24 protein-coding genes are annotated in these 24,719 nt (G+C 70.3%); 9 read left to right on the top strand and 15 right to left on the bottom strand.

The features are described from left to right. Position 1: 1 nt before the first annotated feature. Genes AC1MIR_RS04700 through pehA form a run of 3 tightly spaced genes read right to left on the bottom strand, consistent with a single transcriptional unit; the run spans position 2 to position 4,837 of the window. Positions 2-1,618, bottom strand: a complete 1,617-nt coding sequence (locus tag AC1MIR_RS04700; protein ID WP_480027006.1) for an ABC transporter substrate-binding protein — start codon at positions 1,616-1,618, stop codon at positions 2-4. Between the two features lie 4 nt (positions 1,619-1,622). Then, positions 1,623-3,251: an ABC transporter substrate-binding protein gene (locus AC1MIR_RS04705; protein WP_480027007.1), complete on the bottom strand. Its 1,629-nt coding sequence runs from the start codon at positions 3,249-3,251 to the stop codon at positions 1,623-1,625. Positions 3,252-3,271: 20 nt separating this feature from the next. Next, the gene (gene pehA, locus AC1MIR_RS04710) at positions 3,272-4,837 is read right to left on the bottom strand and encodes a phosphoric/sulfuric ester hydrolase PehA (RefSeq protein ID WP_480027008.1); all 1,566 of its coding nucleotides are present in this window, start codon (positions 4,835-4,837) and stop codon (positions 3,272-3,274) included. 309 nt (positions 4,838-5,146) lie between these two features. Here pehA and AC1MIR_RS04715 point away from each other — a divergent pair, with 309 nt between their 5' ends. Next, on the top strand, positions 5,147-6,052 hold the full coding sequence (locus AC1MIR_RS04715) for a polysaccharide deacetylase family protein (protein WP_480027009.1): 906 nt from the start codon (positions 5,147-5,149) through the stop codon (positions 6,050-6,052). A gap of 1 nt (position 6,053) precedes the next feature. On the opposite strand, the gene AC1MIR_RS04720 is transcribed toward AC1MIR_RS04715, so the two are convergent. From AC1MIR_RS04720 to AC1MIR_RS04750, 7 genes are read right to left on the bottom strand one after another with little or no spacing between them, the layout of a single operon-like run. Continuing rightward, a complete protein-coding gene (locus AC1MIR_RS04720; protein ID WP_480027010.1) occupies positions 6,054-6,914 on the bottom strand; it encodes an MBL fold metallo-hydrolase in 861 nt (286 codons plus the stop codon). After that, positions 6,911-7,642 (bottom strand): SDR family NAD(P)-dependent oxidoreductase, encoded by a 732-nt coding sequence (locus AC1MIR_RS04725; protein ID WP_480027011.1) that lies wholly within the window; start codon positions 7,640-7,642, stop codon positions 6,911-6,913. Before AC1MIR_RS04725 ends, AC1MIR_RS04720 begins: the two co-directional genes overlap by 4 nt. Continuing rightward, on the bottom strand, positions 7,639-8,823 hold the full coding sequence (locus tag AC1MIR_RS04730) for an ABC transporter substrate-binding protein (protein WP_480027012.1): 1,185 nt from the start codon (positions 8,821-8,823) through the stop codon (positions 7,639-7,641). The genes AC1MIR_RS04725 and AC1MIR_RS04730 overlap by 4 nt, the downstream gene beginning before the upstream one ends. 24 nt (positions 8,824-8,847) lie before the next feature. Next, positions 8,848-9,555 (bottom strand): ABC transporter ATP-binding protein, encoded by a 708-nt coding sequence (locus AC1MIR_RS04735; RefSeq protein WP_480027013.1) that lies wholly within the window; start codon positions 9,553-9,555, stop codon positions 8,848-8,850. Beyond that, on the bottom strand, positions 9,545-10,318 hold the full coding sequence (locus AC1MIR_RS04740; RefSeq protein WP_480027014.1) for an ABC transporter ATP-binding protein: 774 nt from the start codon (positions 10,316-10,318) through the stop codon (positions 9,545-9,547). Before AC1MIR_RS04740 ends, AC1MIR_RS04735 begins: the two co-directional genes overlap by 11 nt. Next, entirely contained in the window at positions 10,308-11,156 is an 849-nt protein-coding gene (locus AC1MIR_RS04745) for a branched-chain amino acid ABC transporter permease (RefSeq protein ID WP_480027015.1), read from the bottom strand. Before AC1MIR_RS04745 ends, AC1MIR_RS04740 begins: the two co-directional genes overlap by 11 nt. Continuing rightward, positions 11,156-12,172, bottom strand: coding sequence for a branched-chain amino acid ABC transporter permease (locus AC1MIR_RS04750; protein WP_480027016.1), 1,017 nt, complete (start codon positions 12,170-12,172; stop codon positions 11,156-11,158). Before AC1MIR_RS04750 ends, AC1MIR_RS04745 begins: the two co-directional genes overlap by 1 nt. 620 nt (positions 12,173-12,792) lie before the next feature. Here AC1MIR_RS04750 and tnpA point away from each other — a divergent pair. The 4 genes from tnpA (at position 12,793) to AC1MIR_RS04770 (ending at position 15,726) form a co-directional block, all read left to right on the top strand. After that, positions 12,793-13,212, top strand: coding sequence for an IS66-like element accessory protein TnpA (gene tnpA / locus AC1MIR_RS04755; RefSeq protein ID WP_480027017.1), 420 nt, complete (start codon positions 12,793-12,795; stop codon positions 13,210-13,212). A 20-nt stretch (positions 13,213-13,232) separates the two neighbouring features. Continuing rightward, a complete protein-coding gene (tnpB, locus tag AC1MIR_RS04760) occupies positions 13,233-13,562 on the top strand; it encodes an IS66 family insertion sequence element accessory protein TnpB (RefSeq protein WP_480027018.1) in 330 nt (109 codons plus the stop codon). A gap of 94 nt (positions 13,563-13,656) precedes the next feature. Next, on the top strand, positions 13,657-15,195 hold the full coding sequence (gene tnpC / locus AC1MIR_RS04765) for an IS66 family transposase (protein WP_480027065.1): 1,539 nt from the start codon (positions 13,657-13,659) through the stop codon (positions 15,193-15,195). An 81-nt stretch (positions 15,196-15,276) separates the two neighbouring features. After that, a complete protein-coding gene (locus tag AC1MIR_RS04770) occupies positions 15,277-15,726 on the top strand; it encodes a hypothetical protein (RefSeq protein ID WP_480027019.1) in 450 nt (149 codons plus the stop codon). Here the strand turns inward: AC1MIR_RS04770 and nrdR are convergent. The 3 genes from nrdR to rpiB all read right to left on the bottom strand — a co-directional run bounded on the left by nrdR (position 15,666) and on the right by rpiB (position 18,049). Then, positions 15,666-16,118 carry a transcriptional regulator NrdR gene (gene nrdR, locus AC1MIR_RS04775; RefSeq protein ID WP_137177035.1) on the bottom strand — a complete coding sequence of 151 codons (453 nt, stop codon included), beginning with the start codon at positions 16,116-16,118 and terminating at the stop codon, positions 15,666-15,668. The two genes, AC1MIR_RS04770 and nrdR, sit on opposite strands and share 61 nt — an antisense overlap. Before the next feature lie 174 nt (positions 16,119-16,292). After that, a complete protein-coding gene (gene glyA / locus AC1MIR_RS04780) occupies positions 16,293-17,594 on the bottom strand; it encodes a serine hydroxymethyltransferase (RefSeq protein WP_480027020.1) in 1,302 nt (433 codons plus the stop codon). After that, the gene (rpiB, locus tag AC1MIR_RS04785; protein ID WP_480027021.1) at positions 17,591-18,049 is read right to left on the bottom strand and encodes a ribose 5-phosphate isomerase B; all 459 of its coding nucleotides are present in this window, start codon (positions 18,047-18,049) and stop codon (positions 17,591-17,593) included. The genes glyA and rpiB overlap by 4 nt, the downstream gene beginning before the upstream one ends. Before the next feature lie 181 nt (positions 18,050-18,230). On the opposite strand from rpiB, the gene AC1MIR_RS04790 reads away from it, so the two are divergent. Genes AC1MIR_RS04790 through AC1MIR_RS04800 form a run of 3 tightly spaced genes read left to right on the top strand, consistent with a single transcriptional unit; the run spans position 18,231 to position 20,909 of the window. Beyond that, entirely contained in the window at positions 18,231-19,520 is a 1,290-nt protein-coding gene (locus AC1MIR_RS04790; RefSeq protein ID WP_480027022.1) for an O-acetylhomoserine aminocarboxypropyltransferase/cysteine synthase family protein, read from the top strand. Further along, positions 19,517-20,569 (top strand): porphobilinogen synthase, encoded by a 1,053-nt coding sequence (hemB, locus tag AC1MIR_RS04795; protein ID WP_480027023.1) that lies wholly within the window; start codon positions 19,517-19,519, stop codon positions 20,567-20,569. The genes AC1MIR_RS04790 and hemB overlap by 4 nt, the downstream gene beginning before the upstream one ends. Then, entirely contained in the window at positions 20,562-20,909 is a 348-nt protein-coding gene (locus AC1MIR_RS04800; protein WP_480027024.1) for a hypothetical protein, read from the top strand. Before hemB ends, AC1MIR_RS04800 begins: the two co-directional genes overlap by 8 nt. Positions 20,910-20,927: 18 nt before the next feature. Here AC1MIR_RS04800 and AC1MIR_RS04805 read toward each other — a convergent pair whose 3' ends face one another. Next, on the bottom strand, positions 20,928-21,773 hold the full coding sequence (locus tag AC1MIR_RS04805; RefSeq protein WP_480027025.1) for an alpha/beta fold hydrolase: 846 nt from the start codon (positions 21,771-21,773) through the stop codon (positions 20,928-20,930). A gap of 21 nt (positions 21,774-21,794) precedes the next feature. Next, the gene (locus AC1MIR_RS04810) at positions 21,795-23,003 is read right to left on the bottom strand and encodes a CaiB/BaiF CoA transferase family protein (protein ID WP_480027026.1); all 1,209 of its coding nucleotides are present in this window, start codon (positions 23,001-23,003) and stop codon (positions 21,795-21,797) included. Positions 23,004-23,111: 108 nt separating this feature from the next. On the opposite strand from AC1MIR_RS04810, the gene AC1MIR_RS04815 reads away from it, so the two are divergent. Then, a complete protein-coding gene (locus tag AC1MIR_RS04815) occupies positions 23,112-24,623 on the top strand; it encodes an aldehyde dehydrogenase family protein (RefSeq protein WP_480027027.1) in 1,512 nt (503 codons plus the stop codon). The last annotated feature ends 96 nt before the right edge of the window (positions 24,624-24,719 follow it).

A 24,719-nucleotide genomic window follows, 5' to 3' on the forward strand; every position in this document is an offset into this window, starting at 1 on the left:
CTCAGGCCCCCCAGTTGCGGCTGCGGAAATCCATCACGAAGGACTGAACCGGCTGCCAGCCCAGGTCGCGACGCTTCGCGGTGAGGTTCACCGACTGGTGCAGCACGGTGTAGGCAGGGTCCTCGCGCTCCGCGATCTCCAGCAGGCGCCGGAACACCACGGCCCGCCGCGCCCGGTCGGTCGAGGTGTCGAGCTCTTCCGAGAGGCGCCCGAATTCCTCGTTGCGCCACTCCCCGATCTGCCATTGCTGGCCCTGCGGCCCGTGCTGGCTGGTGATGGAGGCGGATGGGTCGTTGAAGCTCGCGCTGTTCGACCAGTCGCGCACGCCGCGCTGCCCTTCGCGCGAGAGGACCTGCGGGAAGTTCTCGCGCATCTCGATCTGCACGTTGAGGCCCGCCTGGCGCCAGCCCTCCACCAGGATCTGCGCGGTGGCGACCTGGTTCGTGTAGTAGTTGTTGAGCAGGCGATAGGGGATCGGATCGCCGCGATAGCCGGCCTCGCGCAGCAGGCGCCGCGCCTCCGCCGGATCATGGCGCGGCGGCGCCCAGTCGCGCTGGTACATCGCGCCGTAGAACTCGAATTGCAAACCCCGCGGCACGACCGTGCGGCCGCCCCACAGCGCCTCCACGATCGCCTGGCGGTCGATCGCATGGGTGAAGGCGCGGCGCACCAGCGGGTTGGCGAGCTGCGGATGGTTCTTGTCGAACACCGTCAGGCGGTGGTTCATGATCGTGCCGCCGACCACCTGGTGGCGCGGGTTGCGCTCCACCGTGCCGATCTGGTCCGGCGGCATGTCGCAGGCGAAATCCGCCTCGCCGGTCAGCAGCATGTTGATGCGGGAGGCGACTTCCGGCACCTCCACGAAGCGCAGCCGCGCCACCGGCGGACGCCCGCCCCAGTAGTCGTCGAAGGCTTCGAGCAGAAGCAGCTGGTCGGGCCGGAACTCCGCGACGCGATAGGGACCGGTGCCGACCGGCCGGCGCGCCCAGTCGAGCCAGGTCGGCGCCGCCTCGAAGGCGGCGCGGCTGACGATCATGCCGACGTTGCGGCTGATCCGGCCTTCCAGCGTCACGTCGGGCACGCGGTTGACGAAGCGGACCGTGCGCGCATCCACGATCTGGATCGTCTCGAAGGCCGGGAAGGTACGGCGCGCCACGGCGAGCACCTCCGGCGGCGGCGTGCGGCCCTGGGTGCGGCCCGGCACCGTGCCGAACAGGTTGCGCGCCTGCTCGACCGTCAGGTTCCAGCCCATCCGCTCCGCGCCGAAGGAGAAGGCAACGTCCTCGGCGGTCATCATCCGCCCGTCATGGAAGCGCACGCCGTCGCGCAGCGTCAGCTCCACCGTCCGGTCGTCGATGCGACGCCAGCTCTCGGCGAGCGCGGGCTTGAGGCCGAGATCACCGGACCAGCTCTGCTCGATCAGCGTCTCGCCATAGCTGTTCCAGGTGCGGCTGCCGACATTGGACTGCTCGCGCAGAGTCTCCAGCGTGTTGGTGTTGGCCAGCTTCTGCACCGCGATGGTGATCGTCGGGCGCTGGTCCGCCTGGGCGATCGCGACGCGCGGCAGAACGAGCGCGGCCGCGGTGCCGAAGGCGGCGCGGCGAGAGAAGGAGACCATCGCGTCAGGCCCCCCAGTTGCCGGCGCGGAAATCCATCGCGAAGGCGGGGCTGGCCTTCCACGGCGTGTCGCGCCGCTTCGCGGTGAAGGTCGCGTTCTGGTGCAGCACGGTGAAGGCTGGGTCCTCGCGCTCGGCGATCTCCAGCATGCGCCGGAACACCGCACGGCGACGGGCGCGGTCCGTGCTCGTCTCGAGCTCGACCGAGAGGCGGTTCATCTCCTCATTGGTCCATTCGCCGACCTGCTGCTGCTGGCCGTTCGGGCCGTGCTGGTTGACGATGGAGGAGACCGGGTCGTTGAAGGGCGCGCTGTTCGACCAGTCGCGGATCGCGCGCGGGGTGGAACGGTCGAAGATCTGCGCCCAGTTCTCCCGCATCTCGATCTGCACGTTCAGACCCGCGGCGCGCCACATCTCGACCAGGATCTGCGCGGTGGCGACCTGGTTCGTGTAGTAGTTGTTGAGCAGGCGATAGGGGATCGGGTCGCCGCGATAGCCGGCCTCCCGCAGCAGCCGCCGGGCCTCCGCCACGTCGTAGCGCGGCACCGACCAGTCGGTGATGAACATCTCTCCGTAGTAGTCCCACTGCAGCCCCTTCGGCACCACGGTGCGCCCGGCCCAGAGGCTGTCCACGATCGCCTGGCGGTCGATCGCATGCGTCAGCGCACGGCGGACCCGCGCGTCGCGCAGCGTCGGGTGGTTCTTGTCGAAGACGGACAGGCGGTGGTTCAGGATGGTGCCGCCCTGCACTTCGAAGGCGCGGTTGCGCTCGATTCCGGTGATCTGGTCGGGCGGGATGTCGCAGGCGAAGGTGTATTCGCCGGAGAGCAGGCCATTGATGCGGGAGGCGACTTCCGGCACCTCCACGAAGCGGATCTGGCGCAGCGGCGGGCGGCCGCCCCAATACTGGTCATGCGCCACAAGCGTCAGCGAGACATCGGGGCGGAACTCCGCGACCATGTACGGGCCGGTGGTGATCGGCTTGCGCGCCCAGTCGAGCCAGGTCGCCGCCTCCTCGAAGCCGCGGCGCGAATGGATGTCGCTGCCGTAGCGGGCAAGGCGCCCTTCCATCGTGACGTCGGGCGTGCGGTTGACGAAGCGGACGGTGTACTTGTCCACCGCCACCACGCGCTCCAGCGCCGGCCAGTTGCGGCGGGCGACGGCGATGACCTCGGGCGGCAACTCCTTGCCCTGCATGCCCTGGCCGGGGATGCGCGCGAAGAGCGTGCCGGAGGCCGGCGCGCCCTCGCCGGTGCCGAACATGCGCTCGCGCCCGAAGGAGAACACGACGTCCTCGGCCGTCATCTCGTCGCCATTGTGGAAGCGCACGCCCTGGCGGAGCGTGAGCTCGACGGTGCGGTCGTCCAGGCGACGCCATTCCGTGGCGAGGCCCGGCACGCTTTCCAGCTTGCCGAGCCAGTTGCGGCCGATGAGCCCTTCCCAGATGGCGGTGTAGAAGACGCGCTCCCCGACATTGGACTGCTCCCGCAGCACCTCGAGCGTGTTGGAGTTCACCACCTTCTGCACGGCGACGGTGATGGCGGGGCGCTGGTCCGCCTGCGCGATCGCGAAGCGCGGCAGCGCTGCGATGGCGGGCGTGGCGAGCAGCAGGCGGCGACGGATCATCGGCGACATCCTCGTGCTGGGGGGAGAGATCATTCGGCGGCGCGCGGTATCGCGGGCGGCGCGGCAACGCCGCGTTCCTCAAGCCCCTGCGGCGTCGCGCGGAAATGCGTCAGCGTGCGCTCGGCGTGCCGCATGCGGTGCGACAGCGCCTTTTGCGCGTAGTCCCTGACGAGCCCGGCATGGGCCGGATCCTCGGCCATGTTCTCGAAGCCGTGCGGATCGCGCTGGAGGTCGAAGAACAGCGGCGGCAGCGCGGCGAAATGCACGTATTTGTAGCGCGCGTCCTGCACCACGCAGAGCGCGCTGTCGTCCATGCCGAGGCCGAGCTCGCCTTCCGGCCGGGAATAATGGACGTCGCGGAAGTCGTATTCGTAGAACAGGTGGCCGCGCCAATCCTGCGGCGCGGGCCCGTCCAGCAAAGGCAGGATGGATCGGCCGTCGCAGGCGCGCTGGATGCTGCCGCCCAGCGCCTCCAGGATGGTGGGCATCACGTCCACGCTCTCGGTGAAGGCGCTTTCGACCGCGCCGGCCCGGTCGTTGCGGCCGGCATCCTTCACCACCAGCGGGATCCGGAAACTCTCGTCGTGATAGCCGACCTTGCCGAGCAGCCAGTGGTCGCCGAGCTGCTCGCCATGGTCCGAGGTGAAGACGATCATCGTGTCGTCCCACTGGCCATTCTCGTCGAGCCAGGCGAAGACGCGGCCGAGGCAGTCGTCGATCTCGGTGATCAGCCCGGCATAGGTCGCGCGCATCTGGCGGATCGCGTCTTCCTGCAGCGCCGTCGCGGCGCCGCCCGCACCGTGGAAGAAGCTGCCCTGGCTGATCCCGCGCAGGTAGAAGCGCAGCAGCGGATGCTGCGCCGCCTCCTCCTCCCACCGGGCACGGCGGATCGGGGCGGGCATCTCGGCCGGGGAATACATCGCGTGATAGGGCGCGGGCGCGATGAAGGGCGGGTGCGGGCGGTAGTAGCCGAGATGCAGGAACCAGGGCTTGCCGTTGCGGCCCTTCAGATAGGTCAGCGCGCGCTCGGTGAAGAAGGTGCTGTCACTGAGTTCGGCAGGGATGCGGCAGGGGCGGTCGGTCACGCCGGGCACCGCATCCTCGCCCTCCGGCAGCCAGATGTCCTCGCGGCGCGGCGGCAGCGTGTAGCCCTGATGCGCGAGCCAGCCGAAATAGCCGTCCATCTGCGGCTCGAAGGCGCCGACGCTGCGGAACCCGTCCATCAGGTCGCCGAGCGTGGTGAAGCGCGGATCGCGCGGGCCGCTGGTGCGCGGATCGGGCGTGGTGGTGGTGTAGCCGATCAGCGCCGGGTCATACCCGATCAGCCGCAGCTGCTTGCCGAGATTGGTGTGTCGCGCATCGAGCGGCACGGTGTTCTGCACCGCGCGGTGGTTCATCAGATAGAGGCCGGTCAGCAGGCTTGCGCGGGCCGGCCCGCAGGGAACGGCCGTCGTCACGTGGTTGCGGAAGGTCACGCCCTCGCGGCAGAGGCGGTCGAGGTTCGGCGTGCGCAGGAACCCCGCGCCGAGATGCGGAACGAAATCCGCGCGCCACTGGTCCACCACGATGAGCAACACGTTGCGGCGCTGCGGCATGCCACGCTCCTCGACAGCTGGAACCGGCTTAGCCCCGGACGGCGACAGTCACGTGACGGTGGCGACGCGCTTCGATGACAAGCGGCGCGGCGTGCCAGCAGCGGATGGATGACTGCCCGTCTTGTCCGGATCGCCGCTGTGCCGGTCAGGGCTGCGAGCGGCAGGCGGCCCATCGCGCAGCCCGCCCGCCGCGCCTTGCGAAGGCGATTCGGGGCGGGCATCGTCCCATCCGGATGGGGGCGGAATCGCGCGCCGTCGCGAGCCGCTTCACCGCGCGAACATCTCCCCGGCGGCCAGAGAGGCACTCCGATGCGCTACGATTTCGTCCCGATGCCCCACCGCAAGCCCCTGCGCTGGCCGAACGGCGCACGCATCGCGATGCTGATCACCACCAACCTGGAGTACTGGGACACGGTGAAGGACACCGACAAGCCCTTCTATCCGGGTGGTCCCTCCATCATCACGGACATGCTGCCCGGCAACGTCTATGACAATCCGAACTGGACCTGGCGCGAATACGGCCACCGCGTCGGCGTCTGGCGGATGTTCGAGACCTTCGAGCGCGCGGGCGTGCCGACCAGCTGCACGATCAACGCCAAGATGGGCCTGGAACGCCGCGCCGTCGTGCAGCACGCGGTGGATCGCGGCTGGGAGATCGTGGCGCACAACTATGTGCAGACAGACCTGCTCAGCAACTACCAGTTCGACATCGAAGGCGAGCGCCAGGTCATCCGGGAGACGCTGAAGGTCTATCGGGAGGTCGTCGGCCGGCCGGCGAAGGGCTGGCTCTCCTGCTCGCTGCGCTCCACGCCGAACACGCCGGACATCCTGGCCGAGGAAGGCCTGATCTTCTTCACCGACCTGCTGAACGACGACCAGCCCTACCTGATGCATTGCGAGGGCGGGCGGAAGATGGTCTCCATCCCCTACACGTCGGAAGTCAACGACTTCACGGTGTTCCTGCGCCAGGGCAAGGACGTGAACGGCGCCTTTGCGGTGTTCAAGGAGCAGTTCGACGAGCTGTATCGCGAAGGCGCCGAGAGCGGGCGTCTGATGAACATCGGCCTGCACCCGCATGTGATCGGCCAGCCCTTCCGCATCCGCGCGCTGCGCGACTTCGTGGACTACGCCAAGACGTTTCATGACGTGTGGTGGACGACGCGGGAGGAGATCGCGGCGTGGTACCTGGAGCACCACGCCGAGCACATCGGCTGACCTACGCCTTCACCGTGTAGGCGTCCCCGTCGCGCGCCACCTGCCACAGGCGGCGGCCGCGCGCGTGATGCGGCACCAGCGCGAGGCCGTCGGCAGCGGCCTCGCCCAGCAGCGCCAGGCGAGTCGCGACCGCGTCCGCCGGATCGGAGCAGAAGCGCGAAACCAGCCGCGGCGCCAGCAATTGCATCGGGTGATGCACGGCGTCGGCGGCGATCAGCGCGGGGCGTTGCGCGCCCTCCAGCAGGATCCCGACCTGCCCCGGCGTGTGGCCCGGCAGGTGGCGGAAGCGCAGGCCCGGAACAGGCACATGATCGAGCGGCACGCGATCGAGCAGCCCGGCCTCGGCCAGCGGCAGCACGCTGTCCTCGAAGCTGCCGTGGTTCACCGGCGCGGCCGCGTTGCGCGCCTCCCAATGGGCGTATTCGAGCTCGGCAACGACATGCCGCGCCTTCGGAAACGTCGGCACCCAGCGCGCGTCCACCTTGCGTGTCGCCCAGCCGACATGGTCCGCATGCAGATGCGTGAACAGCAGCATGTCCACCCTGTCGGGCGCGATGCCGAGGCGCTGCAGGAAATCGGTGCTTCTGCGATGCCAGGAGGCGCGGGCCGGCCGCTCCTTCCCGTCGCCGATGCCGCCATCCACCAGGATCACGCGGCCGCCGTGCTCGATCACGAAGACCTGCACGCGCAGCAGGATGCTGTCGCGCGCCGGATCCACGCCGAGCGGATCCAGCGCCGCGGCCCGTTCCAGCAGCGCGGGATCGGCGCCCGGGAACAGCAGGTCACGCGGCAGTTCGAAGGGGTCCTCATCCGCCACGCCGCGCAGCGTCATGCCCCCGAGGTCGAGCGCCCAGTCGCTCACGGCATGTAGGCCCCGCCATTCACCCAGAGCACCTGGCCCGTCATGTAGGCGCTGTCGGGGCCGAGCAGGAACAGGGTCGGACCCGCCACGTCCTCCGCCACGGCGATGCGCTTCAGCGGAATCATCGCGGCATAGGCACCGACATCGAGGCGCAGCGGCTGGTCCTCCTCAGAGCGGCCGGTGCCGCCGCGCAGGAAGGCGGTGTCCACGGCGCCGGGGCCGACGGCGTTCACGCGGATGGCGGGCGCGGCCTCCAGCGCCAGCGTCTTCGTCATGGAGACCATCGCCGCCTTGCACGCGGCATAGGGCCCGTAGCCCGGCCTGGTGAAGGCGGCGAGGCCCGAGACCATCAGCACCATCGCCGACGCCTCGCCCTTCGCCAGCAGCGGCAGCGCCGCCCGGGCGGAGAGGAAGGCGGTGCGGAGGTTGCCGGTGATCACCTCGTCCCACACCGCCGGCTCCACCGCGTCCAGCCGCTGCATGGGCGAGGCGAAGCCGGCGAGGTTCACGAAGCCGTCCAGTGCCTCGCCCAGTTGCGCGAAGGCCGCGGCGACCGAGCGCTCGTCGCTGCCCTCGACTTGTATCGCGCGCACGCCCGCCGGCACCGGATGGCGCGCGAGGGACGCGGGCAGGTCGAGCACGCTCACCTGCCAGCCCTCCTGCGCCGCGCGGGCGACGAGCGCGCGCCCGATGCCGCCGGCGCCGCCGAGGACCGCGAGGCGCCTCACGAGCAGGTGTCGGCCGGGAACTGGTCGAACAGGGACCAGGCCTGGTTCCTGATCTCGATGATGAAGCCCGGCAGCTCCGCGTCGCGCGCGGCGTCGAAGCAGGTGCCCTCGCCCGTCACGCCGGTGAAGCGGATGCCCTGCAGCGCATCGCGGATGGCGGTGCGCTCGGCGGCGAGCTTCGACGGGTCGCCGCTGACCTGCGCGCGCTCGATCGCCTGCTTGAGCAGATAGGTCGCGTCATAGGCCTGCGCGTCGCTATGGTGCGGGATCTTCTTCTGCGCGAGGCCGCGGCGCGCATTCTCCTCGCGGTACTTGGTGGTGAAGGCGCGGGTGGCGTCGTTGCGGTCCCACCAGAAGCCGGCGACGATCAGCATCCCCTCGCCTTCCGGCCCGAACAGCTCGACCGAGTTCGGATCGGCGAAGATCTGGCTGCCGATCACGCGCCCCCGAAAACCCTGACGGCGCAGCTCGCGCAGCACCTTGCCGGCGCCATCCGGCGTGGCGGCCAGCGCCACCACCTCCGGCCCGCGCTGCAGCACCTGCGTCACCTGCGGCGCCACGTCGAAGGTGCGGTACTGGAAGGAGACGGGCTCGCCGAAGGCGATGTTCCGCGCGCGCAGGAGTGCCGGGTAGAACTGCGTCGCGGTGATGGCCGAGACGCGCTCGTCCGAGATGTAGATGATTTCGGCCTTGCTGGCCGGGATGTTCTTGCGCTGCAGCGAGGTGAGCAGGCGGCCGAACTGCTTGCCCTCATCCTCGGTCATGCGCCAGGCATAGGTGTTGTTGCCGGTCAGCCCGGGCGCGGAGGAGGAGGTCGAGACCTGCACGATTCCGAGGCGCTCGCCCACCGGGAAGGCGACCGCTGCCTCGCCCGAGGAGAAAGGCCCGATCACCGCGAGCGCGTTGTCGTCGCGGGCGAATTTCTGCACCGCCGTCGCCGCCTGGCGCGGGTCGGAGCCGGTGTCGAACTTCACCAGCCGGATCGGCCGGCCGCCGATGCCGCCAGCCCCGTTGATCTCCGCCACCGCGATGTCCACCGCGGTCTCCGTCGCCTCGCCCGGCGACTTCAGCGGGCCGGACTTCACCATGCTCAGCCCGAGCACGAAGTCCCGCGCCTGCGCATGCAGCGCGGGTGCGGCGACGATGCCGGCCGCGGCGGCAAGAAGGGTCCTGCGCTTCATCCTCGTCTCTCCCTCGTTCCCTGCTCAGTGGCCGCCGAGATAGGCCGCGGCCAGCGCGTCGTTGTTCGCCAGGCTCTCCGCCGGACCGTCCAGCACGACCCGGCCCAGCTCCATCACATAGCCGCGCGAGGCGGCGCGCAATGCCATCCGCGTGTTCTGCTCGACCAGCAGGATCGAGAGGCCTTCGCGGTTCAATTCCCCGATCAGCCCGAACAGGCGCGAGACCAGCAGCGGCGACAGGCCGAGCGAGGGCTCGTCCAGCATCATCAGCTTCGGCCTGGCGAGCAGCGCGCGGGAGATCGCGAGCATCTGCTGCTCTCCGCCCGAGAGCACGCTGGCCGGCATGTCGCGCCGCGCGGCGAGGTTCGGGAAGCGGTCGTAGATGGCGTCGATATCGCGCGCCACATCGGCGTCGCGCCGGCAATAGGCCCCCATCAGCAGGTTCTCGCGCACGCTGAGGCTCACCAGGATCTGCCGCCCTTCCGGCACCAGCACCAGGCCCTGCCGCACGCGATCCGGCGCGGCGAGCGCCGTGATGTCCTGCCCGGCGAGCCAGATGCAACCCGCCGCCGGCCGCACCGCGCCCGCCAGCGCCTTCAGCAGCGAGGACTTGCCCGCACCATTGGCGCCGAGCACGGTCACGACCTCTCCTTGCGCGACGGAGAGCGCGACCCCGCGCACGGCATGGGTGCGGCCGTAGCGGACCTCGAGATCGGCGACGTCAAGCAGCATCCGCCGCCTCCGCGCCCAGATAGGCCTCGCGCACCGTGGTGTCGGCGCGCGCGCCGGCCATGCTGCCCTCGAAGATCTTCCGGCCGAAGTTCAGCACCACGACGCGGTCGCAGACCTCGTTGACGAAGCCCATGTCGTGCTCGACCACCAGCAGCGTGGTGCCGGCAGCGGCGATCTCGCGCAGGAAGCGGGCGAGCTCGGCGGTCTCGGCCGGGTTCAGCCCCGCCGCGGGCTCGTCCAGCATCAGCAGCTTCGGCCGCGCGGCGAGCGCGCGCACGACTTCGATCTTCTTGCGGATGCCATAGGGCAGGTTCGCCACGACCTCGCCGGGATCGATGTCGAGCCCTGCCGCGGCCAGCAAGTCCTCCGCCTCGCGCCGCCAGCGGCCGCGCGGCATCCAGGCGATCGGCGTCAGCAACGCGCCGAGCCCGGCGGCGCGCGCATGCTGGCCGAGCATCACATTCTCGACCGCGGAAAGATGCGGCATCAGGCGGATGTTCTGGAAGGACCGCGCGATGCCGGCGCGCACCCGCGCCCGCGGCGAAAGCTGCGAGACCGGGCGGCCATCCAGCCGGATCTCGCCAGCGTCGATCGGATAGACGCCGGAGATCAGGTTGAAGACCGTCGTCTTGCCCGCGCCGTTCGGCCCGATCAGGCCGAGCCGTCCGCCGCGCGGCAGATCGAAGCCCACATCCTGCACCACCGTCAGCCCGCCGAAGGCCTTGGTGACACCCGACAGGGCGAGCAGCGGCTCAGCCGGCATCGGGCGCCGGCCTCCGCCGGGAGAACAGGCGGTCAACCAGGCTGCGCGTCACGATGCCTTCGGGGCGGAACATCATCATCGCCACGATGATCGCGCCGAACACCACGTAGCGCCAGGAGCCGCCGACGCGCAGCAACTCGGGCACCAGGGTGAAGAAGGTCGCACCCACCAGCGGACCCCACGCGGTCTGCGTGCCGCCGATCAGCACGAAGAGCAGCACGTAGATGGACAGCAGCGGGTTGAAATACTGCGCTTCCACGAAGGAGAAATGGTGCGCGTAGAGCCCGCCGGCGAGGCCCATCAGCCCCGCGCCGATGGCGAAGGCGCCCACCTGCATCGCGCGCGCCGGCACGCCCATCAGGGTCGAGACCAGCTCGTCGTCGTGCAGCGCCCGCAGCGCCAGGCCGAATCGCGTCGCCATCAGCCAGAACACCAGCAGCGTCGCGCCGGCCGCGCCCAGCAGCAGCACCGAAAGGTCCACATACTCGGTCACCACCAGTCCCATCGCACCGCCGAGCGCGGGCTGTGTCAGGATGATCCCGGTGACGACCTGGGCGAAGGCGAAGGTCGCCAGCACCATGTACACGCCGCGCGTGCGCAGCACCGGGAAGGCGATGGCGATGCCGACGCAGGCGGTGATCGCGACCGCGGCCGGCACGGTCTGCGCCGGCGTCCAGCCCAGCTGCTCGCCGAGCACGGCCGCCGCATGCGCGCCGATCGCCATGAAGCCAGCGCCGCCCAGGTTCAGCTGGCCGGCCGCGGCGGTGATGAAGATGCCATAGGCGAAGATGATGTTGATCGCGAGGATCGCGAGGATGCCGGCCCAGTACCCCGACATCACAGCTTCCCCTTGCCGATGCGCGAGGCGCCGAACAGCCCTTGCGGCCGCAGGATCAGCACCGCCAGCAGCACGCCCCAGACCGCCACCTGCGCCGCATCGCCACCAAAGAAGTGGATGCCGAGCGTCTCCAGCAGGCCCACCAGCAGCCCGCCGGCGATGGCGCCCCAGATCGAGCCGAGCCCGCCCAGCACCATCCCGGCGATCGCCTTCGTGCCGACATGCTCGCCCATGAAGGGCGAGACGTCGCTGTAGTTCACCACGAACAGCGCGCCCGCCACGCCGCAGAGCAGCCCGCTCAGCAGGAACACGATCGGCACGATCCGCGCCACCTCCACGCCCAGCAGCGTCGCGGTGTCCGGGCTTTCCGCGATGGAGCGCAGCGCGCGGCCGGTCCGCGTGGATTGCAGCAGCCAGGACAGCCAGAAGACGACGCCGAGCGACAGCAGAAGGGAGGCGATCTGCGGCAGCCCGATCACCAGCGGCCCGAGATGCAGGTCGAGACGGAAGCGCACCGGGAAGCTCTGGGATTCCGAGCCGAGGAAGATCAGCACCAGGTGCTCGAAGATCAGCAGGAAGCCGAGGGAGGAGACCAGCGGGATCGCGTGTTCCGTCGCATCGCCGTGCCGGGTCTTCAGGTAGCGGAAGGTGAAGCGCTCGACGATCAGCGAGGCGATGATGGCCACCGCCACCCCGCCGAGCAGCGCCGGCGCCCAGTGCAGCCCGCCCGACAGGCCGAAGGGCAGGCCCCAGCGCGAAAGCCCCCAGGCCACCATGCCCGTCAGCATGAACAGGGTCGGGATGGTGAAGTTGAGGAAGTTCAGCACGCCGATGGTCAGCGTGAAGGCCACGGCAACCGCCACGTAGATGCCCCCGAGCATCAGCCCGGACACCACCTGCTGCGCCAGGGTGCTGCCGCCGGGCAGCACCGCCAGCAGCGTAATCGCCGCGATGCCGGCGAGCGCGGCCGCGAGTCCGACCAGCACCGGATGGCGCCATGTCACCGCCGAGGTCATCGGCGGCCTTTGCGCGGCAGGTGCCTGCGCAACGGATGGGAAACACGCGGCACCAGCTTCTCCCGCAGCCCAGAAGCGCCTGAAACTTAACAGGCCAGCACGGAATCACAACCGAGCGTGCGCATGATGAGGCGCTCCACAGGAGGGGGGCTGGGTTTGCCGGAGCCTCCAGGCGCTCGGACGATGAAGCGATGGCGGCGAAGACGACGGCGGTAAGACGCTTGCGGGAAGTTCCGGCGCGGGCGGTCGGGCCGATCGCGGTCAGGATCGGCAGCACGGCGGAGCCGCATCAGCTTATGCCGAACAGTGCTTGGGGTCCGGAACAAGAGGTAAGTTCGTTGGCATATGGTTGTCGCGCATTGGCCGCCGGCAGTTTGCCACGGTGGCGATTGCGGCATCTCGCCTCAAGAGGCCAGTGGCCGGAGCGGAGCGCGTGGCGCACGACGCCGTTTGGGTGGCCATGCCACCCGGCGCGTTGCCAAGCTACCGACGGTAACGCCCCGCAAGGGTAAGCGTCTTCCCTCGACTGCCTTGCGGCGGGCTGCGCTGATCGGCTGACCTGCGCGGCTGCTGGGCGGAGCGGAAGTCCGTTGTCGCCCTTACGCGTAGGGGTATGGGCGTTGCCGGACGGTCAGCGGGGCGAGGTGATCAGCGTGGTGCAGCGGCGGCGCCGCTGGACGACGGAGCAGAAGCTTGCACTGGTCGAGGAGGCGATGGGCCCGGGCTCGTCAGTGGCGGGCGTCGCCGACCGCCATGGCATGAGCCGGAGCCTGCTGTTCGAGTGGCGGCGGCAGGCTCGCGAGGGGACGATGCCGGGCCTCGTGCGGATGGAGCCGGAGGTCCCGCCCACTCTGGTGCCGGTTCGCGTCGTCGAGGATCCACCGCCGCGGCCGCAGGCTCCCGCATCGCCACGCGCTGAACGGCCTGCGCGGCCCGGCGCGACGATCGAACTGGTACTGCGGAACGGCCGTGTGCTGCGTGTCTCCGAGGTGATCGCGCCGGAGGTGCTGGGTCGGCTCGCGGCGGCGCTCGACGGCTGATGCCGGCGCTGCATGCCGGGATGCGCGTGCACCTCGCGCTGGGCGCGACGGACATGCGCAAGGGTTTCGACGGGCTGGCGGCGCAGGTGCAGACGGCGCTGAAGGCCGATCCGTTCTCCGGCCACCTGTTTCTGTTCCGCGGCAAGCGCGGCGACCTGCTGAAGGCGTTGTGGTGGGACGGCCAAGGCCTGGTGCTGCTGGCCAAGCGCCTCGAGAAGGGCCGCTTTATTTGGCCGACGATCGCGCGCGAGGGCGTGGTGACGCTGACGACGGCGCAACTGGCGATGCTGCTGGAAGGCCTGGACTGGCGCACGCCAACGCCAAGCTGGAAGCCCGAGATCGCGGTGTAGGCCCTTGCGCCGACGCGGCGGCGTCTGGGACGATTTCGGCGTGACGCCGCACGCCGACAGCGCACTGCCCGACGATCCCGCCGCCCTGGCGGCGATGATCGCCGCGCTGCGCGGGGAGCTGGCCGAGGAGCGCACGGCCCGCCGCATCGCGGAACTCGGCCTGCAGGCCAAAACGCTGGAGGCGGAGCGACTGCGTGTGCAGATCGCGCGGCTACGGCACGAGCGGTTCGGGCGATCGTCGGAGCGCCTGGCGGGCGAGGTCGAGCAGCTGGAACTGCGGCTCGACGAGGTGCTGGCCGACATCGCTGCTGCGGGCGGTGCCGACGACACGGAGGACGAGACCGCCAGCGCCAAGGCGCCGGAGGAGAAGGCGCGGCGCCGTGGCCGCAAGCCGCTGCCGGACAGCCTGCCGCGGCGGGATGTCGAGCACCTGCCTGCCGAGGGCTGCGCCTGCCGCGCCTGCGGCGGCGCGCTGCGCAAGGTGGGCGAGGACATCACCGAGATCCTGGAGTACCGCCCCGGGCGGTTCGAGGTGGTGCGTCACGTCCGGCCCGCATTCTCCTGCCGGAGTTGCGAGGCGATGACGCAGACGCCGATGCCCTCGCTGCCGATCGAGCGCGGCAGGCCGGGTCCGGGGCTGCTGGCCCATGTGCTGGTCTCGAAGTACTGCGACCACATCCCGCTCTATCGCCAGTCGGAGATCTACGCCCGCGATGGGCTGGACCTGCCGCGCGGGCTGCTCGCGGGTTGGGTCGGCAGGTCGGCTGCGCTGACCGAGCCGATGGCCGCCTACATCGGCCGCCACGCCCTGGCAGGGCCGCGGGTGCATGCAGACGACACGCCCATGCCTATGCTCTCGCCCGGCCGCGGCAGGACGCAGGCGGCGCGGTTCTGGGCCTATCTGCGCGACGACCGACCATTCGGCGGGACCGATCCGCCCGCGGTGCTCTACGAGTTCACGCCGGACCGGAAGGGCGAGCACCCGCAGCGGCGCCTGCGCGACTTCCAGGGCATCCTGCAGGCCGACGCCTACTCGGGGTTCAACGCCCTCTACGAGGGCGGCCGCGTGGTCGAGGCGGCGTGCTGGACGCATGCGCGGCGCTACTTCCACGACGAGTTGCTGGCCAATGGCAGCCCGCTGGCGCGCGAGGCGATCGAGCGCATGCAGCCGCTGTTCGCCATCGAGGCGGAGATCCACGGCCAGCCACCGGAAGCGCGCCTCGCCGTCCGCCAGGCCCGCTCGGCGCCGGTAATGGCCGACCTGCACGCCTGGCTGGACGCAACGCTACGGCGGGTCTCCGGCAAGTCGGACCTGGCCAAGGCCATCCGCTATGCGCTGGCGCAGTGGGGTGCGCTGACGACGGTGCTCCGCGACGGCCGCGCCTGCCTGCACAACAACGCCGCCGAGCGGCGCATGCGCCCGGTCGCGCTGGGGCGGAAGAACTACCTGTTCGCCGGTTCACTCGAGGGCGGCAGGCGCGCCGCGATCATCTACACCCTCGTCGGCACGGCGGAGCTCAACGGCTGGGATCCGCAGGCGTATCTCCGTCTGCTGCTCGACCGCATCGCCGACCACCCCATCAACCGCATCGGCGATCTCGCGCCATGGAACATGCGGCCCGACACAGCCTGAGCGCCGTCAAGCCACCGACACCGCAGTCGTCAGTGCACGCTTACGAACTTCGTAAGCTACGCCTACGACACCGCGGGACGGATGATCGGCGAGACGCGGCCCGATGGGCGGCAGATCGGCTACGTCCGGGATGCCGACGGCAACGTGACGCGGCTCACCTGGCCGGCCGCGGGCAGCAACACCTACCAGGCGACCTATGTGCATGACGCGCTCGGCCGCGTGACGGCGATCCACGAGGGCGCCGGCACCGCCGGGCTGCGGCTTGGCGGCTATGCCTACGACACCGCCTCCCGCCGGCTCGCGCTCGACCGCGGCAACGGGACGCGGACGAACTGGGGCTGGCGGCCGGACGGGCTGGTGCAGGCCCTGACGCACGGCTTCTCGGGCGGCGCGTCGCTGGCCTTCACCTATCTCTACAACCGCGAGGGCGGGCTGTCGGCGCGAACCGAAAGACGGAACGCGCGCGCCCCTCACCCCTCGTCCAGCTTCCCCAGCAGCGCCCGGAAATCCTTCGCCTCCCGGAAATTCTGATACACGGAGGCAAATCGCACGAAGGCCACCTGGTCCACGTCGCGCAGCGTGTCCAGCACCACGTCGCCGATGCGGCGGCTGGTCACCTCGGAATCCGCCTCGACCTCCAGACGGCGCTGGATGCCGTTGACGATGCGCTCGATGCGCTCCTCGTCGAAGGGGCGTTTCCGCAGCGCGATGCGGACGGAGCGGGCGAGCTTGTCGCGGTCGAAGGGCACGCGGCGGCCGTCGGACTTGATGACCACCAGCTCCCGCAGCTGCACGCGCTCGAAGGTGGTGAAGCGGTTGCCGCAGGCGGGGCAGGATCGGCGGCGGCGGATGCTGGCGCCGTCCTCGGCGGGGCGCGAATCCTTCACCTGCGTGTCGTCATTCCCGCAGAACGGACAGCGCATTGTCTTATGCCCTCAGGCGCCGGGCGGCCGCATCCGCGGCCTTGGCTTTCGCCGCGCCACTGTGAAGCCCGGCGGCACGGTCGCCCGGGCGGCGCCGGCCGCCGTGCGGCCGGATACTCGGTGCGCGGCGCGTGACCTGCCAGCTTTGTCCCATCGGCGGTGTGGCCGGGCTGGTCACGAATAGATCGGGAACTTCCGGCACAGCTCCAGCACGCGACCCTTCACGCGCTCTTCGACAGCCGCATTCGCTTCTGGTGCGTTGGCGCCGGCCAGGCCGTCCAGGACCTCGCCGATCAGGGTAGCAACCTCGCGGAACTCGGCCTCGCCGAAGCCGCGGGTGGTGGCGGCAGGGGAGCCGAGCCGGATGCCGCTGGTCACCATCGGCTTCTCGGGGTCGAAGGGGATGGCGTTCTTGTTGCAGGTGAGATGCGCGCGGTTCAGCCCACCCTCGGCGACCTTGCCGGTGAGCTTCTTCGGCCGCAGGTCCACCAGCACCAGGTGGTTGTCGGTGCCGCCGGTGACGAGGTCGAGGCCCTGGCTGCGAAGCCCCTCGCCCAGCGCCTTGGCGTTCGCGACGACCTGCTTCGCATAGGCGCGGAATTCGGGCCGCAACGCCTCGCCGAAGGCGACGGCCTTCGCGGCGATGACATGCATCAGCGGGCCGCCCTGCAGGCCCGGGAACACCGCGCTGTTGAATTTTTTCGCGAGTGCCTCGTCATTCGTCAGGATCAGGCCGCCGCGGGGGCCGCGCAGGGTCTTGTGGGTGGTCGTCGTCACCACATGCGCATGCGGGAAGGGCGAAGGATGCGCACCGCCGGCGACCAGCCCCGCGAAATGCGCCATGTCCACCATGAAATACGCGCCGACCTCGTCGGCGATGGCGCGGAACGCGGCGAAATCCCAGGTGCGTGCATAGGCGGAGCCGCCGGCGATGATCAGCTTCGGCTTGGCTTCCAGCGCGATGCGCCGGACCTCCGCCATGTCGATCAACTGGTCCTCGCGCCGCACCGTGTAGGGGACGGGCTTGAACCACTTCCCGGAAAGGTTGGCGGGCGAGCCATGCGTCAGGTGCCCGCCGGCGGCGAGATCCAGCCCCATGAAGGAATCACCCGGCTGCAGCAGCGCCAGGAACACCGCCTGGTTGGCCTGCGCGCCGGAATGGGGCTGGACGTTCGCGAAGCCGCAGCCGAACAGTTTCGTGACGCGCTGGATCGCGAGATCCTCCGCGATGTCCACGAATTCGCAGCCGCCATAGTAGCGCCGGCCGGAATAGCCCTCGGCATATTTGTTGGTCAGGACCGAGCCCTGCGCCTCCAGCACGGCGCGGGAGACGATGTTTTCGCTCGCGATCAGCTCGATCCCGTCCTGCTGGCGGCCGAGCTCCAGCTCCAGCGCCCGGGCCAGGTCCGGATCGCTCTCGGCCACGCCCGCGGAGAAGAAGCGCGCGGGCGTCATCGGCGGGGTCTGCTGGTTCATCGCGGGCTCCAGTCGGGCGTGAGCTTGCGCACGCGGCGCTCATGGCGGCCGCCGGCGAAGGGGGTGGCGAGGAAGGCGCGCAGCGCGTCGAGCGCCACCTCGGGCCCTGTGACGCGGGCGCCGAGAGCCAGGATGTTGGCGTCGTTGTGCTCGCGCGACAGGCGCGCGGTGGTCGCGTCATGCGCCAGGGCGCAGCGGATTCCCGCGTGGCGGTTGGCGGCGATCGAGATGCCGATGCCGGTGCCGCAGACCAGCACGCCGAAGCGCGCCCGCCCCGCCGTCACCGCGGCGGCCACCGCATCGGCGAAATCCGGGTAGTCCACGCTCTCGGGGCCGTCGGTGCCGAGGTCGAGCACCGGGTGGCGGGCGGCCCGCAGCGCCTCGATCAGCGTCGCCTTCAGCGCGACGCCGGCATGGTCGGAACCCAGCGCGACCGGGACATCCTGGGGGATCATGGGCGCAGCACTACCACGCCCGGTGGGCGGCCGGAACTGGCGCCACAAGCTGTTGCGCGCCGACCGGCGCGGAGAGGGTCTTGCCACCGATCGGCGCCGACGGAGAAAGCCTCTCCGGCCCTTCCACAGCCGGCCGCGCCTGTGCCACGACTGTGCCAGGCAAGAGGATCGGAGGAAGCCCGTGACCTACACCAACCCGGAAACGATCGCCCTGCATGCGGGCTGGCGGGCGGACCCGACCACGGGCTCGGTCGCCGTGCCGATCCACCAGACCACCTCCTTCCAGTTCCAGGACACCGGCCACGCCCAGCGCCTCTTCGCGCTGCAGGAACTCGGCATGATCTACACGCGGATCATGAACCCGACCGTGGACGTGCTGGAACAGCGCGTCGCGGCGCTGGAAGGCGGCGTGGCGGCGCTGGCGCTGGGCTCGGGCCAGGCGGCGACGACCTTCAGCGTGATGAATCTCTGCCAGGCGGGCGACAACATCGTCTCCTCCACCGATCTCTACGGCGGCACCTGGAACCTCTTCGCCAACACGCTGAAGCAGTTCGGCGTGGAGGTCCGCTTCGTGGACCCGGCCGACCCCGAGGGCTTCGCGCGCGCGACCGACGCGAAGACCCGTTGCTACTACGCCGAGACGCTGCCGAACCCGAAGCTGCAGGTCTTCCCGATCGCCGAGGTCGCGGCCATCGGGCGCAGGCTCGGCGTGCCGCTGATCATGGACAACACCGCCGCCCCGGTTCTGTGCAAGCCGCTGGCGCTCGGCGCCGCGGTGGTGATGCATTCGACGACGAAGTTCATCGGCGGCCACGGCACCTCGATCGGCGGGATCGTGGTGGATGGCGGCAATTTCGACTGGGAAGCGCATGCCGAGCGCTTCCCCACGCTGAACACGCCCGACCCGAGCTATCACGGCGCGGTCTGGACGCAGGCGGTGAAGCCGCTCGGGCCGATCGCCTACATCATCCGCATGCGCACCTGCCTGCTGCGCGACCTCGGCGCGCCGATGGCGCCGATGAACGCCTTCCTGTTCCTGCAGGGGCTGGAGACGCTGCCGCTGCGCATGGAGCGGCACTGCGCGAATGCGCTGAAGGTGGCGGCGCATCTGGCGAAGCACCCCGCGGTAACGCGCGTGATCCATCCCAGCCTGATGGAGGGCGAGGCGAAGCGTCGCGCGGACGCCGCGCTGAAGGGCGGCTACGGGTCGCTGATGGGCTTCGAGCTGAAGGGCGGCGCCGAGGCCGGCCGGACGTTCATCGAGGCGCTCAAGATGTTCTATCACGTCGCCAATATCGGCGATGCCCGCAGCCTCGCGATCCACCCGGCAACCACGACGCACAGCCAGTTGAGCGTGGACGAGCAGGCCGCGACGGGCGTGACGCCCGGCTATGTGCGCCTGTCCATCGGCATCGAGCATATCGACGACATCATCGCCGACCTCGACCAGGCGCTGGCGGCCGCGTCGTGAACGCCTTCGAGAAGGGCCACGCGCAGAGCCTGGAGCAGCCGCGCCAGCCGGGCGCCTTTCCGGCGGGGCGGATGCGGCGCAACCGGGTGGACGCCTTCACGCGGCGGCTGGTGGCGGAGAACCGCCTGTCGGTGGACGACCTGATCTGGCCGATCTTCGTCATCGAGGGCACGGCGACGGAAACGCCCGTCGGCTCCATGCCCGGCGTGAAGCGCGTCACGCTCGATCGGCTGGCGGCGCATGTCGAGCCGGCGGCGAAGCTCGGCATCCCGGCGCTCGCGCTGTTCCCCGCGACGCCCGCCGGGAAGAAGGACGCGGAAGGGACGGAGGCGAAGAACCCCGAGAACCTGATGTGCAGCGCGGCGCGGCTGCTCAAGCGGGAATTCCCCGAGCTCGGCCTGGTCGGCGACGTGGCGCTCGATCCCTACACCGACCACGGGCATGACGGCGTGCTGCGGGATGGTCCGGGCGGGCACTACGTGGCCAATGACGAGACGCTGGAGATCCTGGCGATCCAGTCGGTGATCCAGGCGGAGGCCGGGATCGACGTGATCGCGCCGTCGGACATGATGGATGGCCGTGTCGCGGCGATCCGCGCCGCGCTCGATGCGCGCGGCCTGATCCATACGCGGATCATGTCCTATGCGGCGAAATACGCCTCGGCCTTCTACGGTCCATTCCGCGACGCGGTGGGGTCGGGCGGCGCGCTGAAGGGCGACAAGAAGACCTACCAGATGGACCCCGCCAATTCCGACGAGGCGCTGCGCGAAGTCGCGCTCGACCTGGCCGAAGGCGCGGACATGGTGATGGTGAAGCCCGGCATGCCCTATCTCGACATCTGCCGCCGGGTGAAGGATTCCTTTCGTGTGCCGACCTTCGCCTATCAGGTGAGCGGCGAATACGCGATGATCATGGCCGCCGTGCAGAATGGCTGGCTCAACCACGAGAAGGCGATGCTGGAAAGCCTGCTCGGCTTCAAGCGGGCCGGCTGCGACGGCGTGCTGACCTATTTCGCGGTGGAGGCGGCGCGCCTGCTTCGCCATGCCTGACCGGGCGGCGCTGCGCCGGCCCTGGCACGGCGCCTCCGACAGGCACGCGGAGCCCGCCGTCGCCGCGCTGCGGCTGCAGCGGGCGGAGGTGGATGCGCTGCTGGCGTTTCGCCATGCCGAGCCGGGCGAGGACGAGAACCTCGCCTGGTGGCGGCTGCAGCGGCTGCGCGGCGCGCGCCGCGCGGTCCTGCCGGAGGCCGAGCGAAGCCGCCTGCCGCCGCTGCCGCCGCCACCCGTCCATGCGCTGTCCTGGTGGCAGGGCGTGAAGCTGCGGACCGGGCGGCTCCGCGCGGAAGAGGAGTCGCCCCCCCGCGCCATCGCCCGCAAGCTCGGCGCCTGACCAGCGCCCGCGGCGTCCTCAGTCCGCGGCCAGGAAACCCGCCACCGTCTCGATCTGCGCCGGGTCCATCAGCGCCGGCGCGTGCCCGATGCCGGGCAGGGTGACGAGCCTCACCCCTTCGCGCGTCGCCATGTCGGCCGCCGTCTCCGCATCCAGGATGTCGCTCTCGGCGCCGCGGATCAGCAGCACCGGCACCCGCACCAGCGACCAGATCGCGGCCAGGTCCACCGGGCCGGTCGGGGCGTCGCGGAAGGGCACGGCGATGTCCGGGTCGTAGTGCTTGGCGATCCGGCCATCCGGCAGCGGCCGGGCGCTGTGCTCGGCCAGGTGCCGCCATTCGGCATCCGCCAGCGGGCCGAAGGGGGCATGCACCTCGCGCAGATGCGCCTCCAGCGCGGCGATGTCCGGAAAGACCAGCCGGCGGCCGACATAGGCGGCGATCCGCTCCGCCGCGGCCGCCGGCACGCGGCTGCCGATGTCGTTCAGCACCAGCCGCCGCAGCGGCGTGTTCCGCCCGGCCGCCACCATCATCCCGCAGATGCCGCCGAGCGAGGTGCCCACCCAGTCCACCGGGCCGTCGAGCCGGGCCAGCAGATGCGCCAGCGCGACCACGTAGGAGGGCGGCGTGTAGAGCTTCGGGTCGGCCAGCCAGTCCGAGGCACCGCGCCCCGGCAGGTCCGGGCACAGCACCCGCCGCCCCTGCGCGGCCAGCGCCGCAGCCAGCGTGTCGAAGTCGCGCCCGTTGCGGGTCAGGCCGTGGACGCAGACCACCGGCGCGCCCTCCGCCGGCCCCCACTCCGTCCAGGCGAGATGCTGGAAGGCGCCGGCGAGCAGGTAGCGCAGGCGATGCTGGCGGGGGGTCATGGGCGCGCCCTCGGCCGCGGCTCAGACGATCCCCTTGTCCCGCAGCGCCTGCACCTCGTCCGCCGCCATGCCGAGCAGGCCGGACAGCACTTCCTCGGAATGCTCGCCGATCTGCGGCGGCGGCACGCGGTAGTCGGGCGGGGTGGCGGAGAGGCGGACCGGGTTGGCGATCACCTTCACCGTCTCGCCCGAGCCATGCGCCAGCGGCACGACGCAGCCGCGCGCCTGCACATGCGGGTCGGCGAAGACCTCGGAGAGCTTGTTGATCGGGCCGCAGCCGATCTTCAGCGCCTCCAGCGCGTCCACCCACTCGGCGGTGGTCCTGGTCGCCATCAGCGGCGTCAGCGTGTCGGTGACGAGCTGGCGGTTGGCGACGCGGGCGGCGTTGGTCGCGAAGCGCGCATCGGCCAGCAGCTGCTCCTGCCCGAAGGCCTTGCAGAACCGTTCGAAGGTCGGGTCGTTGCCGACCGAGAGCACGATGTGCCCGTCCTTGGTCGGGAAGACCTGGTAGGGGACGATGTTCGGATGCTGGTTGCCGAGCCGCGGCGGGTTCTCCCCGGTGGCCAGGTAGTTCATGCCCTGGTTGGCGAGCCAGGCGACCGAGGTGTCCAGCATGCCGATGTCGATCTGCTGCCCCTGCCCCGTCCTCTCCCGGTGGCGCAGAGCGGCCAGGATGCCGATGCAGCCATAGAGACCGGCGAAGAGGTCGGCGACCGGCACGCCCACCTTCTGCGGCAGCCCGTCCGGCTCGCCGGTCAGGCTCATCACCCCGCCCATGCCCTGGATCAGCGAATCGTAGCCCGGGCGCGGCGCATAGGGGCCGGTCTGCCCGAAGCCGGTGATCGAGCAGTAGATCAGGCTGGGATGCTTGGCCTTCAGCTGCTCATAGCCCAGCCCGTATTTGGCAAGCGCGCCGACCTTGAAGTTCTCGACCAGGATGTCGCAGGTCTCGAGCAGCTTCTGGATGATCTCCTGGCCTTCCGGCGCGGCGATGTCGAGGGTGAGCGACTTCTTGTTCCGGTTGACCCCGAGGAAATAGGCACTTTCCTTGGTATTGGGCCAGAGCGGCGGGGCGAAGCCGCGGGTGTCGTCGCCGGCGCCGGGCCGCTCGATCTTGATGACCTCGGCGCCGAGGTCGCCCAGCATCTGCGTGCAGGTGGGCCCCGCCAGCACCCGGGTGAGGTCCAGGACCCTGAGACCCTTCAACGGGCCGGTCGGCGCCTTCTCCATCTGCGTTTCGGTCCTCTCCGGTCGCGCCCAGCCACCATTTCCGAAGGGGGGTCTGGCGTCGCATTGTCGCCGGCCTCTATTAGGTCCCGATCCAGCGGGAGGAAACCCATGCTCGACCGCCCCCACCCGACCCCCGAAGCCCCGACGAACGACTGCTTTGCGCTCGCGAAGGCATTGTCCGGGAATCACTTCATCGCGGGCCGCTATGTGCCGGCCCGCTCGGGCCGCACCTTCGCCGTGGTGAATCCGGCCACCGGGGTGGAGATCGCCCGGGCCGCGGAAGGCGATGCGGCCGATGTGGACGCGGCGGTTGCCGCCGCCGCCGCCGCGCAGAAGGACTGGGCCAAGGTGCCGGCCCGCAAGCGCGGCGCGATGGTGCATGCCTGCTCGGCCGCGCTCAAGGCGCATGTCGAGGAACTCGGCCGGCTGATCGCGCTCGAGACCGGCAAGGCGCTGCGGACCGAATCGCGCGTGGAGGCGAATGTCGTCGCCGACGTGTTCGAGTTCTTCGGCGGCCTCGGCTCCGAGCTGAAGGGCGAGAGTGTGCCCTTCGCGCCGAACGTGCTCTCCGTGACGGTGCGCGAGCCGCTCGGCGTGGTCGGCGCGATCATCCCGTGGAACGTGCCGATGCTGCTGATGGCGCTGAAGGTCGCGCCCGCGCTCGTCGCCGGCAACACGGTGGTGGTGAAGTCCGCCGAGGAAGCCCCCCTCGCCGTGCTGCGCATCTGCGAGATTCTCAATCGCGTGCTGCCGCCCGGGGTCTTCAACATGGTGAGCGGCTTTGGCCCCGAATGCGGCGCGCCGCTGGTCTCGCACCCCAAGGTGAAGAAGGTGACCTTCACCGGCTCGGTCGAGACCGGGAAGATCGTCTACAAGGCGGCCGCCGAGAAGCTGATCCCGGTGACGCTGGAACTCGGCGGCAAGTCGCCGATGATCGTCTTCGCCGATTGCGACTTCGACAAGACCGTCTCCGGCGCGCTCACCTCCATGCGCTTCACGCGCCAGGGCCAGTCCTGCACGGCGGCGAGCCGCATCTATGTCGAGCGGCCGATCTTCGACCGCTTCGTCGCCGCGATGAAGACCGCCGTGGACAACATGGTCATGGGCGATCCGCTGGACGAGAAGACCGACATCGGCACCATCATCTCGACCGGCCAGTTCGAGAAGGTGAAGTCCTACATCGAGGAAGGCGCGAAGACGCCGGGCGCCACCGCCCATGTCTGCTCCGCCATGCCGAAGGACGCGGCGCTGAGGAAGGGGCTGTTCATCCAGCCGGTGATCTTCACCGGGCTCGACGGCACGAGCCGGCTGGTGCGCGAGGAGATCTTCGGCCCGGTCACGGTGATCCAGCCCTTCGACGACCCGGAGGCGGTGCTGGCCGAGGCGAATGACAGCGACTACGGCCTCGCCGCCTCGCTCTGGACCAACAACCTGAAGGTCGGCCTCGACCTGGCGCATCGGCTGGAAGCGGGGCTCGTGCAGATCAACCAGAACCTCGTTGTGCAGGCCAATCTCAGCTACGGCGGCGTGAAGCAGTCGGGCCTCGGCAAGGAAGCCTCCCTGGAGGCGATGCTCGAGCACTTCACCCACAAGAAGACAATCATGGTGAACATGGGCTGAGCCTCCGGGGCGCGGGGCGGATGCGACGGCAGGGGCAGACATGACGGAGGGCGGGTCCGCGGCCCAGCCGGCCGGGGAGGCGCCAGCCGCGGGCGA

This window comes from Falsiroseomonas sp. RANM36 (assembly GCF_056682175.1).

Bases quoted from the DNA above. Each gene is read 5' to 3' on its own strand.
- tnpB (WP_480027018.1), top strand. From the start codon at position 13,233: ATGCGCGTGCACCTCGCGCTGGGCGCGACGGACATGCGCAAGGGTTTC.
- AC1MIR_RS04815 (WP_480027027.1), top strand. From the start codon at position 23,112: ATGCTCGACCGCCCCCACCCGACCCCCGAAGCCCCGACGAACGACTGC.
- AC1MIR_RS04810 (WP_480027026.1), bottom strand. From the start codon at position 23,003: ATGGAGAAGGCGCCGACCGGCCCGTTGAAGGGTCTCAGGGTCCTGGAC.
- rpiB (WP_480027021.1), bottom strand. From the start codon at position 18,049: ATGATCCCCCAGGATGTCCCGGTCGCGCTGGGTTCCGACCATGCCGGC.
- AC1MIR_RS04800 (WP_480027024.1), top strand. From the start codon at position 20,562: ATGCCTGACCGGGCGGCGCTGCGCCGGCCCTGGCACGGCGCCTCCGAC.
- AC1MIR_RS04730 (WP_480027012.1), bottom strand. From the start codon at position 8,823: ATGAAGCGCAGGACCCTTCTTGCCGCCGCGGCCGGCATCGTCGCCGCA.
- AC1MIR_RS04745 (WP_480027015.1), bottom strand. From the start codon at position 11,156: ATGTCGGGGTACTGGGCCGGCATCCTCGCGATCCTCGCGATCAACATC.
- AC1MIR_RS04805 (WP_480027025.1), bottom strand. From the start codon at position 21,773: ATGACCCCCCGCCAGCATCGCCTGCGCTACCTGCTCGCCGGCGCCTTC.
- glyA (WP_480027020.1), bottom strand. From the start codon at position 17,594: ATGAACCAGCAGACCCCGCCGATGACGCCCGCGCGCTTCTTCTCCGCG.
- pehA (WP_480027008.1), bottom strand. From the start codon at position 4,837: ATGCCGCAGCGCCGCAACGTGTTGCTCATCGTGGTGGACCAGTGGCGC.
- nrdR (WP_137177035.1), bottom strand. From the start codon at position 16,118: ATGCGCTGTCCGTTCTGCGGGAATGACGACACGCAGGTGAAGGATTCG.
- AC1MIR_RS04715 (WP_480027009.1), top strand. From the start codon at position 5,147: ATGCGCTACGATTTCGTCCCGATGCCCCACCGCAAGCCCCTGCGCTGG.
- AC1MIR_RS04700 (WP_480027006.1), bottom strand. From the start codon at position 1,618: ATGGTCTCCTTCTCTCGCCGCGCCGCCTTCGGCACCGCGGCCGCGCTC.
- AC1MIR_RS04740 (WP_480027014.1), bottom strand. From the start codon at position 10,318: ATGCCGGCTGAGCCGCTGCTCGCCCTGTCGGGTGTCACCAAGGCCTTC.
- AC1MIR_RS04705 (WP_480027007.1), bottom strand. From the start codon at position 3,251: ATGTCGCCGATGATCCGTCGCCGCCTGCTGCTCGCCACGCCCGCCATC.
- AC1MIR_RS04735 (WP_480027013.1), bottom strand. From the start codon at position 9,555: ATGCTGCTTGACGTCGCCGATCTCGAGGTCCGCTACGGCCGCACCCAT.
- AC1MIR_RS04770 (WP_480027019.1), top strand. From the start codon at position 15,277: ATGATCGGCGAGACGCGGCCCGATGGGCGGCAGATCGGCTACGTCCGG.
- tnpC (WP_480027065.1), top strand. From the start codon at position 13,657: ATGATCGCCGCGCTGCGCGGGGAGCTGGCCGAGGAGCGCACGGCCCGC.
- AC1MIR_RS04750 (WP_480027016.1), bottom strand. From the start codon at position 12,172: ATGACCTCGGCGGTGACATGGCGCCATCCGGTGCTGGTCGGACTCGCG.